General features: G+C 33.3%; 15 protein-coding genes. 6 read left to right on the top strand and 9 right to left on the bottom strand.

Annotated features, from left to right (window positions below; genetic code table 11):
- Positions 1-737, top strand: a 737-nt coding sequence (locus F596_RS10960; RefSeq protein WP_051078042.1) for an IS256 family transposase, incomplete at its 5' end; no start/stop codon positions are given.
- Between the two features lie 184 nt (positions 738-921).
- Here F596_RS10960 and F596_RS0107440 read toward each other — a convergent pair.
- The 3 genes from F596_RS0107440 to F596_RS0107430 are packed head-to-tail and all read right to left on the bottom strand — an operon-like array spanning position 922 to position 4,643.
- Entirely contained in the window at positions 922-2,475 is a 1,554-nt protein-coding gene (locus tag F596_RS0107440; protein WP_008447556.1) for a peptide MFS transporter, read from the bottom strand.
- Positions 2,476-2,480: 5 nt separating this feature from the next.
- The gene (locus F596_RS0107435) at positions 2,481-3,233 is read right to left on the bottom strand and encodes a porin family protein (RefSeq protein WP_008447573.1); all 753 of its coding nucleotides are present in this window, start codon (positions 3,231-3,233) and stop codon (positions 2,481-2,483) included.
- 33 nt (positions 3,234-3,266) lie between these two features.
- Entirely contained in the window at positions 3,267-4,643 is a 1,377-nt protein-coding gene (locus tag F596_RS0107430) for an amino acid ABC transporter substrate-binding protein (protein ID WP_024992689.1), read from the bottom strand.
- Positions 4,644-4,920: 277 nt separating this feature from the next.
- On the opposite strand from F596_RS0107430, the gene uvrA reads away from it, so the two are divergent.
- On the top strand, positions 4,921-7,749 hold the full coding sequence (gene uvrA, locus F596_RS0107425; RefSeq protein ID WP_019036451.1) for an excinuclease ABC subunit UvrA: 2,829 nt from the start codon (positions 4,921-4,923) through the stop codon (positions 7,747-7,749).
- Positions 7,750-7,837: 88 nt separating this feature from the next.
- Here the strand turns inward: uvrA and F596_RS0107420 are convergent, their stop codons facing one another.
- The 4 genes from F596_RS0107420 to F596_RS0107405 are packed head-to-tail and all read right to left on the bottom strand — an operon-like array spanning position 7,838 to position 12,152.
- A complete protein-coding gene (locus tag F596_RS0107420) occupies positions 7,838-8,524 on the bottom strand; it encodes a sigma-70 family RNA polymerase sigma factor (protein ID WP_019036450.1) in 687 nt (228 codons plus the stop codon).
- Positions 8,525-8,540: 16 nt separating this feature from the next.
- Entirely contained in the window at positions 8,541-9,170 is a 630-nt protein-coding gene (locus F596_RS0107415) for a DedA family protein (RefSeq protein ID WP_019036449.1), read from the bottom strand.
- Positions 9,171-9,203: 33 nt separating this feature from the next.
- Positions 9,204-10,397, bottom strand: coding sequence for a tetratricopeptide repeat protein (locus tag F596_RS0107410; RefSeq protein ID WP_019036448.1), 1,194 nt, complete (start codon positions 10,395-10,397; stop codon positions 9,204-9,206).
- Positions 10,398-10,433: 36 nt separating this feature from the next.
- On the bottom strand, positions 10,434-12,152 hold the full coding sequence (locus tag F596_RS0107405) for a glutamine--tRNA ligase/YqeY domain fusion protein (protein ID WP_019036447.1): 1,719 nt from the start codon (positions 12,150-12,152) through the stop codon (positions 10,434-10,436).
- Between the two features lie 359 nt (positions 12,153-12,511).
- Here F596_RS0107405 and rd point away from each other — a divergent pair, with 359 nt between their 5' ends.
- A complete protein-coding gene (gene rd / locus F596_RS0107400; RefSeq protein WP_019036446.1) occupies positions 12,512-12,673 on the top strand; it encodes a rubredoxin in 162 nt (53 codons plus the stop codon).
- Positions 12,674-12,847: 174 nt separating this feature from the next.
- Complete coding sequence (locus tag F596_RS0107395; RefSeq protein WP_019036445.1) at positions 12,848-13,816, top strand: bile acid:sodium symporter family protein; 969 nt, start codon at positions 12,848-12,850, stop codon at positions 13,814-13,816.
- 315 nt (positions 13,817-14,131) lie between these two features.
- Here the strand turns inward: F596_RS0107395 and F596_RS0107390 are convergent, their stop codons facing one another.
- Positions 14,132-16,117 carry an OPT family oligopeptide transporter gene (locus tag F596_RS0107390; RefSeq protein ID WP_019036444.1) on the bottom strand — a complete coding sequence of 662 codons (1,986 nt, stop codon included), beginning with the start codon at positions 16,115-16,117 and terminating at the stop codon, positions 14,132-14,134.
- A gap of 109 nt (positions 16,118-16,226) precedes the next feature.
- Between F596_RS0107390 and tsaA the strand changes: the two genes are divergently transcribed.
- Positions 16,227-16,922 carry a tRNA (N6-threonylcarbamoyladenosine(37)-N6)-methyltransferase TrmO gene (tsaA, locus tag F596_RS0107385; RefSeq protein ID WP_019036443.1) on the top strand — a complete coding sequence of 232 codons (696 nt, stop codon included), beginning with the start codon at positions 16,227-16,229 and terminating at the stop codon, positions 16,920-16,922.
- 102 nt (positions 16,923-17,024) lie between these two features.
- Here tsaA and F596_RS0107380 read toward each other — a convergent pair whose 3' ends face one another.
- Positions 17,025-17,534, bottom strand: a complete 510-nt coding sequence (locus F596_RS0107380) for a zinc ribbon domain-containing protein (RefSeq protein ID WP_019036442.1) — start codon at positions 17,532-17,534, stop codon at positions 17,025-17,027.
- Between the two features lie 176 nt (positions 17,535-17,710).
- Between F596_RS0107380 and F596_RS0107375 the strand changes: the two genes are divergently transcribed.
- Entirely contained in the window at positions 17,711-18,310 is a 600-nt protein-coding gene (locus F596_RS0107375) for a DUF3256 family protein (RefSeq protein ID WP_024992688.1), read from the top strand.
- The last annotated feature ends 28 nt before the right edge of the window (positions 18,311-18,338 follow it).

Here is an 18,338-nt window from a genome sequence, read left to right as displayed (position 1 = left end):
GTAGTGAGGGTTTTGTAACTCTTCAGTCTTTAATCATGAATTCATTGATGTTTCACGAGCGTGAATTATTCGTCAGTGAGAACAAAGATGAACAAAGCAATGGCTTTCGTAGCCGTCGCTGGTATAGTCATGGCTTTGAGTTTTCTCTTCGCATTCCCCGTAGCCGTAGTGGTAATTTCTACCCTGTCATTCTTGGATTGATACGTAACGAAAGCGAGGAACGCGCACGTCTATTAAACCTTCTTTATACTAAGGGGCTCACAACAGAACAGATAGGCGAGGTTTCTGAGTGTGTCTATGGTCGTTCCTACAGCAAACAACAGGTTTTCGCCATAGATAGTGAATTCTCAGAAGTCTTTCGTATGGAAGATAATAGTGTGGAGTCCTTGTGGGGATATGAACATTTTGTTACTTTTGTTGATAGATGGGAAAAGAAGTATCCAACCCTTAAGAAATACAAGGCAGAAAGAAATATGGCATACTTCACATATATGGACTTCCCAAAAGAAGTGCAAAGGTGTATATACACGACTAACTGGATTGAAAGACTCAACAGAAAGTATAAAAGGACTATCAATATGAGAACATCCATGCCATCAGCACAAGCTGTCATATTTCTCTTGGCATCAGTGGCAATGGAAGAAACAAAAAATGCTCACAAAAAGAAAATATACCAGTTTAAAAGCTGGAAGAATATAAACGAAAATGGAAATACAAAGGATAAAAGAGAAGAATAGCTTACACACTTTTAAGGACAGTATCAATATAAATCAATAAAAGTTTTACCGGACAGCTATATTTTTGAATAAAAAAAAATAATTGCACAACAAAGTATAAAAATAATTAAAGCATCCAATATTTGTCAGTATGAAAAAGGCAAATATTGGATGCTTATGTTATAATTATAGATAAAGTTATTTTTTAAGAATTAGTAACTCTTTCTAACCACTTTACCATACTAAACATGATAGTCATGGAAATTACACATACAATGGCAAAAACTAACCAACATTGCCATAAGGGCCATTTATTATACATTAAAGGTCCGATCCATAATAGTAGATTACCTAATGCTGTAGCACCAAGCCACAAACCTTGACATATACCTTGTAAATGTTTTGGCGCAATTTTACTTACAAAACTTAATCCAAGTGGAGATATAAATAATTCAGCTACTGTAAGAAAGAAATATGTAACAACAAGTAGCCAAGGACCAGCTTTCATGGCGTTACTTATTTCTGGAGAAAGTTTTAGAAAGTTTTCAGCAGAAGGATATTTTTGTATTATAGAATATATCATTAAAAACACGAATGCAAGACCTGCTATACCCATACCATATACTATCTTGCGTGGTGTCGAAATAGGTTTCCCTATTTTAGTAAAATAAGCAAATATCCACATGATAATTGGTGTTAAGAATACAACGAAGAAAGGGTTTACAGCTTGCATAATCTCTGGAGCTATAGTCTTATTGTAAACAAAGTCGCGAGCAAATAAAGAAAGACTTTGTCCATTCTGATGAAAAGAGAACCAAAAGAACACACTAATAGCTAATACCGCAATCAAAGCATACATACGTTGTTTTATTTCCTTGCCCATAGCTGTTTTTTCTTCTGCAGTATATTCGATAGTATGAGTAACTTTTTTCTTAATCGGCATAGGCATCATGTGTTTTGAAAGCATAAAGATAGCTAAAGATACTCCCATCATTAATACACTAACTATAAAACTATAGTGAACACCAGTATTGAAAACATCTAAGTATTTAGGACAAAATGTTGCTAAATCGGAAGCATTACCACCCACAGCAGTTACAAGTTCTCTTAAATTGTTTAGATCGGAGCCAATATTCCCTTCTATAAATTTATGACATAAAGCAGGGAGATTAGGGCTATACTCTAATCCGTTTTGGCGTAGCCACCAGCTACGAAGCACTGGTGCGACAAAAGGAGCAATTAAGGAACCTATGTTAATAAAAACATAAAATATTTGAAATCCTGCATCACGCTGCCCTTGTGCCCATTTGAGTTTTTCGGGATTATTTTTAGCAATGTCTGATTCAAAGTTATCATACATCTGACCAACAATAGCTTGTAAGTTACCTTTAAACAATCCATTTCCTATAGCTATTACAGCTAAGGCTATACATGTAAAGACTAATAGCCATGTGTTATTTTGTGGCGTAGCTAAGATAGGTATAGAAAGAGCCACATAACCAATTGCCATTAGTATAATACCAGTTTGAATAGTTCGTTGATAATTTTGTGTACGGTCGGCAATCCAACCACCAGGTAGGCTCATTACATAAATACCTGCTAAGAAGACTGCGGCAATAGCTCCTGCTTTCCCATCAGATAATCCGAACTTAGAACAAAGAAAAAGTATGAGTACTGCGTTCATGATGTAGTATCCAAAACGCTCACCCATGTTACTTAATGCGGCCTGTAAAAGACCTTTAGGATGATTTTTAAACATAAATATTATTGGGGTTTAGTTAAATCAAATAAATATGTAGCTTTAATAATGATATTATTTAAATTAGACTTTCCAAAGTAATCTTTTTTTGTATTTGCATAAATATTTCCTAAGCCATAGTAATAGCGTGCTTCTATGATAAAATGTCCAATATTTTTTTTACTATATTCAATACCTATACCAGCAGCAATTCCATAATCTAATTTGTTTTCTACAGGCATTTTCTCTTGCGCTATTATATTACTTGAACGGCCTGTTCCATCTTTAGAAAGATTAGGTTGAATAAAATTTTTATTGATTGATTCATTTAGGAAATAGCCTATTTGAGGACCAGCTTTGAAAAAGAAGTTAATACCATCTTGTTCTTTTCCCCATGCAAGATGTGCCATGATGGGGATTTGAATATAGTTGATAGTACGCTTATAAGATTCAGCTTTGCCATTGCTATTAATTACAGGTTGGTTATTAGATGTTTGTATATCTTCGGTCCAGCCAAGTTTAGCATAGTTTATTTCTCCGTAAATAGAGCATATAGTATTAAAATATTTTTCACAAATATATCTCAAACTAAGTCCACTTGTATAACCTAAGTACATCTTTTGATTTACTTTTGGGCTGAATCCTATATTAGAAGCTATATAGCCACCATTTATACCTAAGGAAAAAACGCTACGATGTTCACCTACTTGTGCGTAAGATGTTGTAAAAGTAAGAAGAGAAAAGATAGTAAAAAATAATATTTTTTTGTGAAATGTCATATAAAAAATGTGAGTGTAGTAAATAAATTATTGTTAGTAAACTATACTTTCTAAGGTTTGGTCACTTTTGAAATGTATTAATTGAAAGAACTTATTACGATAGCCTCCTTGCCCTATTTTCTCAAAATCGAAGCGATTTTGTAGTGATTTGTATTTTATACTTGAGGCTTGCCCTTTAAAATTAGATCCTAATTTTTTATATCCTCTCACAAAGAATTGAATTTGATCGTACCCATTAATGGCTATGCGAGGAATATATATATTATTTATAGGTTCGCCATAAGTGTTAAAATAGATCTTTTCGAAAGCCTTTGTCTTATCAGAATTTTTATTATAATAATAAGTAGAAGGTATATATGTATTATATTTGAAGAATGAGGCGAGATCATAATCTTGATACATAAACCACTGATTATAACCATATAAAGAGATAGCAATGCCGGGATTAGTCTTTGTTAGTATATTTAATTTTGCAAGGACAGCATTTAGTTGAGGACTTTTTTCTGAATTAATTATAACGACATTGGGCATCGATTTACTGAAATGCTTAGCAAAGTTAGTATCAGAAGAGTTTATATTAGTAAGGTCGTAACTTATTTTTTCTAATTCTAATTGTTTTCTTAAAATATTAGTAAATGATCCAACCTTACTGTTTTTATCATTACAATCGATGAAAACAGGGTGATGTGATTTGTGAAATCGTTCTAAAAAAGCGGCAATAGCTTTAGTAGTTTGTAAGTTATCATTCTCATATACTTGAAAAAGATTACTATTCTCAGCAACTTCATTACCATTGATGGAAAAAGGAACTACCATTTTTATGCCTTTGTTTTTACAAAAATTGGATAAAGCTTTTACTTGATTAGAATATAAAGGACCAAAGATAATATTCATCTCAGATATATTTTTATCTTGTAAGATCTTATCAATATCAGCATCTATAGGTACGTTCCAAGCATGAACATCTGTAGAATATCCTTCTTTTTTGAGATCATTAAAGGCAAGAAGCATACCACGATAAAACTCTACCATGCGTTTACCATCGCCATCATTATTATGTAGTGGTAGGAGCACACCGATCTTAATAACATTTGCTTTTGCATTTACAGTTTTAATAGGTATAATATTAGCTTTGTTTTTTTCTAAAATGTTTTGTGTATTTTTATCTCCAGATTTAGAAAAAGGCACAAAGATCCATATTCCTTTTTTAAGTTCGTATCCTGGGACTTTCATTTCAGGATTAGCGTCAATTAAATCTTGAATACTGATATTATATGTTTTAGCAATGCCAAATATAGTTTCATGTTTACCTACTTGGTGCATATTTTTCCATTTAGTAGTTTGAGCATTACTAAATATGCAAACGAGTGCCAACAAGATTGTTAGTAGATATTTAAAATAATGATTCATAATAAAACCTCATTCTTTAGTCTTTTGGCTACAAAGATAAGAAAAACTATTTAGCTCTTATATTATAGAAGAACTATTTTTTGTAATTTTGTACAATTATATAAATAAAAGAGGCATAAAATCTTATTACAAATAGGTTTTGTCTAGTTATCTTATATCTTACCAAACATAGTTTTACTTAGTTAGAGCGATAATAAATAATTGTATGATTAAAATTAAAAGTTCTATTTGTACAGGTGCTTAGATATATATAAATAAAGGAGATTAAAAGAAAACAATGAACGAAAAAATAGAAGTCTTAGGTGCGCGCGTGCATAACTTGAAGGATGTAGATGTAATAATACCACGAAACTCATTAACCGTATTAACAGGACTGTCTGGATCCGGAAAAAGTTCACTTGCTTTTGACACTATATTTGCAGAAGGACAGCGTAGATATATAGAAACATTTTCAGCATATGCGCGCAATTTCCTTGGTAATTTAGAACGTCCAGATGTAGATAATATTATAGGTTTGTCGCCTGTAATAGCTATAGAGCAAAAAACGACTAATAAGAATCCGCGTTCAACAGTAGGCACTACTACAGAAATTTACGATTATTTACGTTTGTTATTTGCACGTGCAGGAGAGGCTTTTTCATATATTAGTGGAGAAAAAATGGTGAAATACACAGAGGAAAAAGTTATAGATATGATAATTAACCACTATTCTGATAAGAAGATATTTATTCTCGCTCCACTTGTTAGAAATCGTAAAGGTCATTATAGAGAGCTGTTTGAACAAATGCGCCGTAAAGGGTATCTTTATGTTCGAGTAGATGGAGAGGTGTTAGAAATAACACGTGGAATGAAAGTAGACCGTTATAAGAACCATAACATAGAGGTAGTTGTTGATAAAATGGATCTCAGCGGAATGTGTATAAACACATTACATGAACGATTAGAAAAAACAATTTCTATTGCAATGAAGCAAGGTGATGGTCTAATTATGATTTTAAATAAAGAGACGAATGAGGCTAAATTCTTTTCTAAAAGGTTAATGGATCCTGTTACTGGTATAGCTTATAAAAATCCAGCACCTAATATTTTCTCATTTAATTCTCCTGAAGGCGCATGTCCTTGTTGTAAAGGTTTAGGATATGTTAATGAAATAGATATTAAAAAGGTAATACCTAAAAGAGAGTTAAGTATATACGAAGGAGCTATTATCCCATTAGGGAGATATAAGAGGCAAATGATATTTTGGCAGATAGAAGCAATATTAAGAAAGTTCGGTTATACATTAAAAACAGCGGTTAAAGATATTTCTAAAGAGTGTTTAGATGAAATATTAAATGGGTCTATAGAGAAGATAAAAATAGCAAAAGAAATAGTTCTGACTTCATCGGATTATTTTGTTGAATTTGATGGGGTAATAAAATATTTGCGAGCAGTTATTGAAGCTGAAGATTCTTTAGTAGGGAAAAAATGGTCAGATCAGTTTATCTCGGAGATAGAATGTCCAGAGTGCAAAGGACAGCGTCTTAATAGAGAAGCATTATCATATAGGCTTTGGAATAGTAATATTGCAACATTAGCAAATAAGGATATAGTAGACTTAAAAAACTGGGTAGAACATATAGAAGAACATCTCAACGAAAAGCAAAAAAACATTGCTACTGAAATAATTAAAGAGATAAGTAAACGTATTGACTTTTTGTTAGATGTTGGCTTAGATTATCTTTCGCTTAATCGTCAAAGTGGTTCGCTCTCAGGTGGGGAAAGTCAGCGCATTCGTTTAGCAACACAGATAGGATCCCAACTTGTTAATGTGCTTTATATACTTGATGAGCCATCTATAGGATTACATCAAAGAGATAATGAAAGGTTAATACATTCTTTAAAAGAATTAAGGGATCTTGGTAATACTGTTATTGTAGTGGAGCATGATGAAGACATGATGCGGGCAGCAGACTGGATTATTGATATAGGTCCAAAAGCAGGGCGTAAAGGAGGGGAGGTAGTTTTTCAAGGAACACCAGCAGAAATGTTTAAAACGCATACCTTAACTGCTCAATATTTAAATGGCGAAAGAAGGCTGTCTATACCAAAAGAGCGCAGAAAAGGGAATGGAAAAACAATAAAACTCATAGGTTGTAGAGGAAATAATTTGAAAAAAGTAGATTTAGAATTGCCTTTAGGAAAACTTGTTGTAGTGAGTGGCGTGTCAGGGTCAGGAAAGAGTACTCTTATTAATGAAACATTACAACCTATTCTTTCACACCATTTTTATCGCTCTTTAAAAAAGCCTATGCCGTATGATAAAATAGAGGGAATAGATAATATAGATAAGGTAGTAGACGTAGATCAGAGCCCTATAGGACGCACTCCGCGTTCAAATCCTGCAACTTATACGGGCGTGTTTGGGGACATTCGCCAGCTTTTTGTAGGACTTCCTGAAGCAAAAATACGTGGATATAAAGCAGGACGATTTTCTTTTAATGTGAAAGGTGGACGTTGTGAAGCATGTGGAGGTAATGGATATAAAACAATAGAAATGAATTTCTTACCTGATGTAATAGTACCTTGTGAGAAATGCCATGGTAAACGTTATAATCGCGAAACATTAGAAGTGCGTTTTAAAGGAAAATCAATAGCAGATGTCTTAGATATGACTGTAAACACTGCAGTGGATTTTTTTGAAAGTGTTCCGCAAATATTACCTAAAGTAAAAACATTGCAAGATGTAGGATTAGGATATATTAAGCTTGGACAAAGTTCTACAACTCTTTCAGGAGGAGAGAGTCAGCGTGTAAAACTTGCAACAGAATTATCAAAACGTGATACAGGCAATACACTTTATATTCTTGATGAGCCTACTACGGGTTTGCATTTTGAAGATATCCGCATATTAATGGAAGTTTTACAGAAACTTGTAGATAAGGGGAATACAGTACTTATTATAGAACATAACCTTGATGTTATAAAGATGGCGGATTATGTTATAGATATGGGACCTGAAGGGGGAAAATGTGGAGGACGTATACTTTCACAAGGAACTCCTGAGGAGGTTATAAAAAGTATAAAAGGATATACGCCAAGTTTTTTGGCAAAGCTGTTTAAATAAGATTAATATTTATATGTAATATATATATGTTATAAAGAAAGTTTTATATGACGTGTAATAGTAAAGTGTAGAATTATCTATTTCTTAGTTATCGCATTTTACGATATAGTTTTCGTAGAGCTGTGTTGCGAATTTGTCTAACACGTTCACGTTTTAAGCCTAAAGAGGTGGCTATTTCTGCCATTGTTAATGACGTACCATTTATTCCATACAATTGTGTTATTACAGCTTTTTCACGTTCGTTTAAGCAATTTATACTTTGCATTAATATCGTATTTAGTATATTGTTATTTACGCTGTCGTCTGTGTCTTTGTTGTTATTATTTGGAATAAGGTTTTGTAAAGTAAGTTTATTATTACTTCCTACAGGTATTGGCTGGTCTAAGGAAACAGGTTTTGCACGTTTTTTTTCAAAAAGTTTATTTTCTTTTTTAGGTACTTTATATAATGTGGTTTGCTCCTTTATAGATTTCTCAATTGCTTTGCGGATATATGGCGCAGCAAATTTGACAAAACGTATTCCTTTAGATCCATCAAATTTTTGTGCAGCATACATCATTCCTATATTCCCTTCACTAATTAAGTCGTCTTCATCTAAACCTTGTTCTTTGTATTGGTGTGCAATGGATACTACAAAAGTAAGATTAGCTTTAGTTAGTTTTTCTAAAGCCTTAGCATCACCTATCTTTATGCGATTTGATAGTTGAACTTCTTCTTCGTCTGATAGGAGATTTTCACCTATAATGTCTCCTATATATTTTTCATTTACAGCCATTTTTATGTTTAAAGTATTATTTTGATTTGCGATGCTTTATATACCATTTTATAGTAATATATAATAATGCCGCTATTACTAATATTAAGATGACTATTTTGATATATTCGCCATATTCTTCTATTTTGTTATTTAGTTGTTTTTCTGGAACAAAGCTGTGCATATAATAGCCTAAAGCAGCTAAGATGCTATGCCAAATAGCCGCTCCGATGATGGTATATAATAAAAATTTCCAATATGACATCTTAGCAAGTCCTGCAGGAATAGAAATTAGATGTCTGATTCCGGGTACGAGGCGTCCTGTAATAGTGGCTACCATACCATGAGTATCAAAATATTTCTCACTTTTTTCTACTTTATTTTGAGTTAGAAGGCAAGCACGTCCCCACTTGCTATTAGCAAATTTATATATAATGGGTCGTCCAAGGTAGTATCCTGCAAGGTAGTTGATACTTGCCCCTATGGCTGCCCCTAAGGTTGAAAAGAGAATAACTAACCATACATTAAGATTGCCATTAGCTGCGTGGTAGGCAGCAGGAGCTACTACTAATTCAGATGGTACAGGTATGACAGTACTTTCTAATAACATTAATAAAAAGATATATCCATAATTAAGTTGAGAAAGTAGCGAAGATATAAATCCCATAATAGTTCTTAGATTTATTTTTTGTTTGATAGATTATAAGAGAGGTGTGGTAGGGTAGTTGTTTGGATCAGTTCCATCAGGGAAGAGATCAGCTAAAAGATCTACGCTTTCATCAGGATTACGTTTTATAGCAACGGCAAGATATTTTTTAAACTCGTCTTCTAACTTTAATTCATAACAGCATCGTGCTAAATAGGCATAACCTGTTTTCCACCTTTCATCACAATTGCCAATAACAGCCTTTAAAGTGTTATATGCATAATTAGTATAGCCATTTTCAAACGACGATATAGCAATGTGTATCATAGTGTTAGGCTTATCTTCTGATACCATGTAGGCATGCTCAAAATAATTTTTAGCCTCTTTTTCTTTTCCTTGATAGAGAAGAATATGTCCAATTGTTATATCTACAGAACTGGTATCTCCAAAGGAGACAATTTCTTTGTATCGGTAATAGCACTTTAGAGCATCATCATAATTGTTTAAAGCAAATAATGCGGTTGCTTTATTGAGTATGGCGTCTTCATCTTCAGGATTAATAGCAATAGCATATTCGCAGGAATTTACTGCGCCATTATAATCTTTATGAAGGATTTGGTTCTGTGAAAGTTCGTTCCAATACTCAATAGAGTAAGGGTTGTTGTCAAGTAAGTGATTATAAATAGTTTCACTTTCCTCGTATTTACCTTCTTCTTTTAATAGCCTAGCACTTGCTTCATGAAAGTCTTTTGTGTCTTTTTGATTTGTTTTTGATAACCAAGCTTTGGCTAATAAAGGCATTGAATAGTCAAGAAAGAAGTTTGCTATGTCTATAGCGTATTCATCTTTTTCTTGTTGTTCGAAAATGTTGTTATACCTATCTTCTATAAAACTGTTAGCCTCATTTACTTTATCTTGTGAAAGCAAAATCTCTGCCATAAGGTATATATACTCTATGTCATTAGTATCTTCTATTTCTTCAGCTAAGGTTAGGGCTGCCTTAATGTCGTTATTATTAAAAAGCTCTATCCTTGCTTTTAGAGCAAGAGGTGCTACTGCCCCCGGGAATATATTAATAGCATAATTTAGGGTATACATCATTTCTTTTACCATTCCTTTGTAATGATAATATTCGCAAATATCAGTAAGGTCTTCTGCATCAAGAGTCCCACTGTTATTACCCTTTAGCAATTCATTGTAAGTGTTTAGAATTGCCTTAAATTTAGCTGTTTGATAGTATTTGTCCAATATGTTTATTTCTTTGTGTTAAGTATAAGTTGTTATTTATTTGTTAGCTTTTTTAGCCCAATTGTCTTTTAAACCTACGGTTTTGTTGAATACTAAGTGGTTATGAGAGCTGTCAGTATCAAGCATAAAGTAACCTATTCGTTGAAATTGTAAATAATCGCCAGGTTTCTTTTCTGCAAGATATTCTTCTACATAGCAATTATTATTAATCTTGAGGCTTTCTGGGTTTATTAGTTCACGAAAATCGCGTTCATCTGCTGAAGGATTCTCTACACTAAATAATCGGTCGTATTGTCTTACTTCTGCTTTCAAGCAATGATCAGCACTTACCCAATGTAGTGTACCTTTCACTTTTCGGTTAGCCCCTTCCATGCCACTTTTGCTATTGGGATCGTATTCTGCTTGTACCTCAATAATATTACCATCTGCGTCCTTTGTGCAACCTGTACATGTTACTATATAAGCATTTTTTAGTCTGACTTCTTTACCTGGTGCCATTCTAAAGAACTTTTTAGGAGCATCTTCCATAAAATCATCTCGCTCAATCCATAAATTCTTTGAGAAAGTAATGGTATGCTTTGTACTATTATTGTCTTCAGGATTGTCAATAGCTTCCATATCTTCAGTCTGTCCTTCAGGATAGTTGGTAATAACTAATTTGATAGGGTTTATTACAGCACTTACACGTGTAGCACGTTTATTAAGATCTTCTCTGACAGATGCTTCAAGTAACGCTACATCATTTAGGGCATCAAATTTTGTATAGCCTATTGAGTCGATAAAGTGTCTAATACTTTCAGGAGAATATCCTCTACGTCGCATTCCGCATATAGTAGGCATGCGAGGATCGTCCCAGCCGTTTACAAAATGCTCGTCAACAAGCTGATGTAGCTTACGTTTAGACATTACAGTGTATGTAAGATTAAGACGATTAAACTCTATCTGTCGTGGGCGGTTATCGTCTAAAGGATTATCTGTTCCATCTTTTTCCTTTAAGAAATCTATAAATTTGTCGTATAATGGACGATGAGGAACAAATTCAAGCGTACAAATAGAGTGAGTTACGCCTTCAAAGTAATCGCTTTGTCCATGTGCAAAGTCATACATAGGGTAAGCATTCCATTTAGTTCCTGTTCTGTGGTGTGGTATATGAATAATACGATAAATAATAGGATCGCGAAAATGCATATTAGGATTCGACATGTCAAGTTTTGCACGTAACACCATGCTGCCCTCAATAGCTTCAGGCGTATTCATTTTTTCAAATAGAGCAAGACTTTCTTCTATAGGACGATCACGATAAGGCGAAGCTATACCAGCAGTGGTAGGTGTACCTTTTTGTTTAGCTATTTCCTCTGCACCTTGTTCATCGATATAAGCTAATCCTTTTTTTATCATCCATATAGCAAAATCCCATAATTTCTCAAAATAGTCGGAAGCATAGTAAATATTGCCCCATTTAAATCCTAACCATCTGATGTCGTTTAATATGTTTTCTACATATTCATTGTTTTCTTTGCTTGGGTTAGTATCATCAAAGCGGAGGTTACAAACTCCATTATAGTGTTCAGCTACACCAAAGTCCATGCAAATAGCTTTTGCATGTCCTATATGCAGATAACCATTTGGCTCTGGAGGAAAACGTGTTTGTATTCGTCCTCCATTTTTCCCTTTTGCCAAATCTTCTTCTACGAGCTGTTCTACAAAGCTTAGTGTACGCTTCTCCTCATTAGTATTACTTTCAGTTGTTGTCATTTTATTAATTCGGTCTTTATTTCTTTATGATGCAAAGTTAATTAAAATCGTTCTAATATTTGCATAAAATCGATAGTTTTAGCGCAATTAGGTGATTATTAAGATAATACATACTAAATAGTAGGTGATTAAGCATCTGTTACGAGGCAGTATATATGTGTGTGTGTTTTAATAGAAAAGTATTCCAATTTGTTACCCGAAGTAAAGGTATTAGCCTTTTTTAAAAAGGAAAAGTTTGGTAGAACTAAAGGTAAGTGATAAAGATTTATTGTAAAAAAACATCTGTTCTTTTGTTAGATTGTAGTTTTAAGTATATCTTTGTATTGTAAACATTATGTATAATAAAAAAAAAGAACATTATGAAAAAGTATGAATGCGAACCATGTGGTTATGTTTATGATCCAGAAGTAGGTGATCCAGATGGCGGAATTGCTCCAGGAACACCTTTTGAGGATATTCCAGAAGATTGGGTTTGTCCTATTTGTGGTTTAGGCAAAGACGTATTTGTTGTAGTGGAATAAAAATTCCTATACATGTTTAGAAATTGAAAGGCTGTTTACTTATTTTAGTGAATAGCCTTTTTATAATAAAAATGATTTACAATAGTTTCTCTTTGAGCAAATAGGATTTTTGTTAATATAATGTTATTTTAATCTCTTTCTTTGTACTTTTGTATAATTGTATTTATAAGAGATATGGATAAGTTTTTGATGTTTTTAAGGTCTTGCTCATTACCTATAGCCATAACAGTAGGTATTGTTGTTTATGTGCTTTTTGCTTATATTCCTATTTTAACAAATGTAGGTTTGATATTTGAACCAATAGTGCAAATGTCTATGCCTATACTTATGTTTCTTGTTTTGTATGTTACTTTTTGTAAGGTAGATTATCGTAAATTGAAGTTTACTTTGTGGCATGTAAATGTTATCCTTGCTCAAATAGCTTTTATGGCTTTACTTTTAGGATTAATCTACCTTCTTAACATAAAAGGAGCATTGTTTGTTTTGATAGAATCTGTTTTTATCTGTATTATATGTCCATGTGCAACAGCAGCAGCAGTAGTAACAAGTAAGTTGGGAGGGAATTTAGAGGAAATGACTACTTTTACTTTTGTTTCTAATTTTTTAAGTGCTGTCTTTATTCCTTTTTCTTTTCCTTTACTTGAGCCTTCTACGCATATAGCTTTTTGGACAGCTTTCTTTTCTATTTGTTATAAGGTAAGTATAGTGCTTGTTGTGCCTATGTTGTTAGGCTATATTACTAAGCATAGCTATTTTCTTAGATGGCTTTATATCTGGATTCTTTCGCAAAGAAATTTAGCTTTTTATCTGTGGTGTGTAGTTTTAATGACGGTATCAGGGATAACGATGCGCAGTATTATAAGTGCTGATATTTCTAAGTTTTGGCTTTTATTAATAGCTTTATCATCTCTTGTTGTTTGTATCTTCCAGTTTAGTATTGGAAGATTTATAGGTAAACACTTTGATAGAAAGGTTGAGGCAGGACAGGCTGCAGGGCAAAAAAATACTACTTTTGCCATTTGGATAGCAAGTTCTTATCTTAATCCATTATCTTCGGTTGGTCCCGGTTGTTATATTTTGTGGCAAAATATTATTAATAGTTTGCAACTTTGGAAGTATGATAAAAGGCATAAGTCAAAGTAAAAAAAAATAGAGCTATTATGTTTTACTAAAAATAATGGTTATAGTAAAATGTGGTAAACAGCTGAATGTATATTAGAAGAAGATGCGTAAGAGAGAAAAATATTATATCTATATAGGTATAAGATGTTTTGTTTAGCTTTAATTAATCGCTTATTAAAACTAAAAATAATTTATTTTTATAATAAAAATAAATTAAAAATGCACTAAAAATAGATTATTTTTAAAAGCAAAGCATCATCTTTCTCTTTACAAAAGACACTTTTAAAAGCTGAGAAAGATGATGCTTTATAGATAGGGTAGAGGCTTATAGTTGTTTTAATTTTGTGTTTTTTCTTTTTTCTTTGTAGCTATAATGAAATAGCTAATCAGAGCTATATATGCAATGATAGAGCAAAGCTCTGAAAGGTGGTTGTTCCACCAGTTTTCATAATCGAACTCAATACCTCCAAACTTGATAAGTGCAGACACAACTCCCATTAATGCTCCTCCTGCAATAAATCCTGATGCTATAAGTGTACCCTTTTCGTTTCGAGCAGTGTTTATAGCTTTATCTTTTGAGCGAGAAGTTACAAACCAATTTATAGTCCCTCCAATAAGTAGTGGTATGTTTAGTTCTAAAGGAATGAACATACCTAAAGAAAAGGCTAATGCAGGTATTTTGCAGCGGTCTAAAACAAGTGCTATAATAGCTCCAATACCATATAGTATCCATGGTGCTCCCTGCCCACTCATAAGTGGTTTTATCACAGCAGCCATAGCGTTAGCTTGTGGCGCAGCAAGTTTACCGGTATTAAATCCATAAGTTTTATCTAAAACCATCATTACTCCAGCTACAGTAGCTGCAGAAATTATGGTTCCTAAAAATTTCCATGTTTCTTGTTTTTTGGGTGTTGTACCTATCCAATAGCCTATTTTGAGGTCTGTAATAAACGAGCCTGCCATAGAAAGAGCTGTACACACTACACCTCCCATTAATAAAGCAGCCAACATACCTTCTTTACCTGTCAACCCAACAGCAACCATTATCACGGAAGCAAGAATTAGAGTCATGAGAGTCATTCCTGAAACAGGGTTTGAGCCTACTATAGCGATAGCATTAGCTGCCACGGTAGTGAACAAGAAAGCAATTATAGTGACGAGAATAATGGCAACTATGGCATGTAATAGATTAAAATTCATTACACCGAAATAGAAAAACAGAAAGGTAATGATAAGTGTGCCAATACTACCAAATGCAATTATTTTAAAAGAAATATCTCTCTGTGTACGAATTATTTCTGCATTACCAGCACCTTTCCCTTTTATTTCTCGAGCAGCTAATCCTACTGCACTTTTTATAATTTTCCACGATTTGATTATACCTATAATACCGCTCATAGCTATTCCGCCTATACCTATAGAGCGTGCATAGCTCTTAAAGATAAGTTCAGGAGTCATTTGCCCGATGGTTTGCGTTATGTTATGATCCCACATGTTAAGTACACTATCGTGAAAGAAGATGTTCATACCAGGCACTACTACCCACCATATAGTTAGGGAGCCACAGCAAATGATAAAGGCATATTTCAAACCAATGATATATCCTAAACCTAAGATGGCAGCACCTGTATTTACTTTAAGTACCAATTTTGCTTTATCTGCAATAGTTTCTCCAAGACCTATAATACGAGTTGTTACTGTTTCGTTCCACCAACCAAAGGTAGATATTATAAAGTCGTATAACCCTCCAACTAATCCTGCAAGTAATAAAGGTTTTGCTTGGCTTCCTCCTTTTTCACCACTTACTAATACTTGTGTTGTAGCTGTTGCCTCTGGAAAAGGATATTTACCATGTTGCTCTTTAACAAAATATTTGCGGAAAGGAATAAGAAAAAGAATTCCTAATACCCCTCCTAATGCCGCAGCAATGAATATTTTAAAGAAATCAGCTTCAAGGTTGAGCATATAAATGGCAGGCATTACAAAAATTCCGCCAGCAACAACAGCTCCGGAACAAGCTCCAATACTCTGAATAATAACGTTTTCGCCTAATGAATTTTTACGTTTGGTGGCAGAAGAGAGCCCTATGGCTATAATAGCAATAGGGATAGCGGCTTCAAAAACCTGCCCTACTTTTAGTCCTAAATAAGCGGCTGCGGCAGAAAAAAGTATTGTCATAACTATACCCCATGTTATAGACCATGTGCTAACCTCGGGATAGTTTTGATCTTTTCTCATAATAGGTTCATACTCTTCTCCTTTTTTGAGTTCATGAAAAGCGTTTTCAGGTAACTCAATGTTTGTTTTTTCTTGATTCGCCATTGATTGGATTTTTATTTATAATTGCCTGTTTTATTACTATTGGCTACAAAGATAGATAAAAAAGATAGTAATAGCTAACAATTAAAAGTAAAATATTATCTTTGCAATCATGAAAGAAATAAAACCTATTGCAGTTTTTCACTCTCCGCTGAAATCAAAGTTTGGTATTCCTCGTCAGAGTGGTATTGTGGGAAATATTATGGGAACGATAGAGTTGTTACCACCTTATAATAAAAAAGAGGCTATTCGTGGGATAGAGAATTTTGATTATCTTTGGCTTATTTGGGGTTTTTCAGCTAACAAACCGGTAAAGAAAGTTATTAAAGAAAGTGTTAAACTTACAGTTCGTCCACCACGTCTTGGAGGTAACGGGCGTGTAGGTGTGTTTGCTTCTAGATCTCCATTTCGTCCCAATGGTTTAGGGTTGTCTTCGGTAAAGATAGTAGAAGTGAAGGAGAGTAGTATAGATGTTAGAGGTGCAGATTTAATGAATGGTACTCCTATATATGATATAAAACCTTATCTATCGTATGTAGATAGCCATATAGAAGCTCGTGGCGGGTTTACAGATGAGTATAAATGGAATGTATTGAGAGTGGATATAGATAAAGAGTGGGGCATGAAGTTTGATAATAAAAAAATGGAAATGTTGAAGGAGATCTTAAAGCAGGATCCTCGTCCACAATATCATCATGATGATAATCGTGTATATGGTATGTCTTTTGATGGTAAAGATATTAGATTTAAGGTTTCAAATGGGGTACTCACAGTATGTGATGTTGTAGAAACAATAAAAAGAAAATAACAAAAAAAATATATGCCATTATTTTAAAAAAATGGCATATAAAAAGATAAGAGTATTTGTGTTACACCTTATTATATATATAGGACTTATAATCTCATTAACTTATTCTGTCATAGATTCTGTATTTGTTTTAGATGTAGACTTGATATTGTTAGGCTCTTCTTTTTCTTCAGTAGAAGGAGTTTTATCATCTTTTTCACCATTGTGAGTGCTCTTTTCTTCAGTTTCCTCTTTGATATGTCGAGGTATGGTTTGCTTTCTAATACTATTAAATACTTTCTCAGCAGCAACGTCCTCCTCCTTTGTTTCGTTGGAATCTTGCGTTGTAGTATCTTTTTGTTCAGTAGAAAGGTTGCTATTATGGCTTTCTGCTAAGTTAGAGTCTGGCTCAATAGCTGTTTGTGTGTATTCTGGATCGTTTTTATGATTGTTATAATATAATACACCAAAGACAATAAGAAAAATAGTTCCTATTACTATGAAGATAACCAAGCCTTTACCTAACTGTGGGTTATCATCTTTGTAGCTGTCCGAATGTGGTATTGGAGCTCCACAGTTAGGACAATATTGCTCTTTATCATTTATCTCTGTATTACATTCTGGACATTTCATATTTGTATCTTTCGTTATTTTCTATTGGCAAAAGTAAAGGAAAATATAGAAAAGGCAAAGTAAATACCAGTTTTTTTGTATCTTTGTGCAGATTTTATAGTTATAGCCTTAAAGCTCTATAGGAGATGAAAGGTTATTAAAAGAATGGTTGGATACAAAATATTCTTATTATTTTGATGAAATTATTATTTGTAGCGATTATGTTTTATATGGGTTGTAGCTGTGTTTCAGCTCAATCTATGCGCGATATTTGGGTTAATATGCCCAAAGGGCTAATACCTTATCTTGATAAGAGTTTACGTACAGACCTTATAGATGGTGTGAAGAAAAAGCCTTATGTCCCAGTAAAAAACTTATTAGGCGACACCACAAGAATAGAAAAAATGACAGATAATTATCTGAAAGTAAGATTGAATAATAAAACTTATCTTCAAATAAAGAAGATAAATACTAACACTATAGCAGTAGTAAAATCGTGGAATTATCCCACTTCTGATAGTGAGCTTAATATATATTCTACAGATTGGCGTGTACAAAAATACAGCAAAATAGACTTAACTTTGCATACAGAGAGGCCTGATACAATGCAAGAGTCTACTTACAATGAGCTGAAAAGTTTGTTATCGCCTTATTTTGTTGTTTTCACTTTATTGGAGAAAAAAAATGATCTAATAGTGGATTATTCTTTTCCTCTTTTAGGAAAAAAGGAATATGAGCGAGTTAAACCCATAATTAAAACTAAGGTATTGCATTGGCAAGATAATGGGTTTAAATAATGTTTTTATTGTAACGAAACAAGTTTTA

The organism is Prevotella amnii DSM 23384 = JCM 14753 (assembly GCF_000378745.1).
Lineage (GTDB): Bacteria > Bacteroidota > Bacteroidia > Bacteroidales > Bacteroidaceae > Prevotella > Prevotella amnii.
The sequence above is the reverse complement of the archived record's forward strand: the minus strand, read 5'-3'. Positions and strand labels throughout refer to the sequence as shown.

Excerpts from the sequence above, each read along its gene's own strand:
- F596_RS0107440 (WP_008447556.1), bottom strand. The coding sequence starts at position 2,475 with ATGTTTAAAAATCATCCTAAAGGTCTTTTACAGGCCGCATTAAGTAAC.
- F596_RS0107435 (WP_008447573.1), bottom strand. The coding sequence starts at position 3,233 with ATGACATTTCACAAAAAAATATTATTTTTTACTATCTTTTCTCTTCTT.
- F596_RS0107430 (WP_024992689.1), bottom strand. The coding sequence starts at position 4,643 with ATGAATCATTATTTTAAATATCTACTAACAATCTTGTTGGCACTCGTT.
- uvrA (WP_019036451.1), top strand. The coding sequence starts at position 4,921 with ATGAACGAAAAAATAGAAGTCTTAGGTGCGCGCGTGCATAACTTGAAG.
- F596_RS0107420 (WP_019036450.1), bottom strand. The coding sequence starts at position 8,524 with ATGGCTGTAAATGAAAAATATATAGGAGACATTATAGGTGAAAATCTC.
- F596_RS0107415 (WP_019036449.1), bottom strand. The coding sequence starts at position 9,170 with ATGGGATTTATATCTTCGCTACTTTCTCAACTTAATTATGGATATATC.
- F596_RS0107405 (WP_019036447.1), bottom strand. The coding sequence starts at position 12,152 with ATGACAACAACTGAAAGTAATACTAATGAGGAGAAGCGTACACTAAGC.
- rd (WP_019036446.1), top strand. The coding sequence starts at position 12,512 with ATGAAAAAGTATGAATGCGAACCATGTGGTTATGTTTATGATCCAGAA.
- F596_RS0107395 (WP_019036445.1), top strand. The coding sequence starts at position 12,848 with ATGGATAAGTTTTTGATGTTTTTAAGGTCTTGCTCATTACCTATAGCC.
- F596_RS0107390 (WP_019036444.1), bottom strand. The coding sequence starts at position 16,117 with ATGGCGAATCAAGAAAAAACAAACATTGAGTTACCTGAAAACGCTTTT.
- tsaA (WP_019036443.1), top strand. The coding sequence starts at position 16,227 with ATGAAAGAAATAAAACCTATTGCAGTTTTTCACTCTCCGCTGAAATCA.
- F596_RS0107380 (WP_019036442.1), bottom strand. The coding sequence starts at position 17,534 with ATGAAATGTCCAGAATGTAATACAGAGATAAATGATAAAGAGCAATAT.
- F596_RS0107375 (WP_024992688.1), top strand. The coding sequence starts at position 17,711 with ATGAAATTATTATTTGTAGCGATTATGTTTTATATGGGTTGTAGCTGT.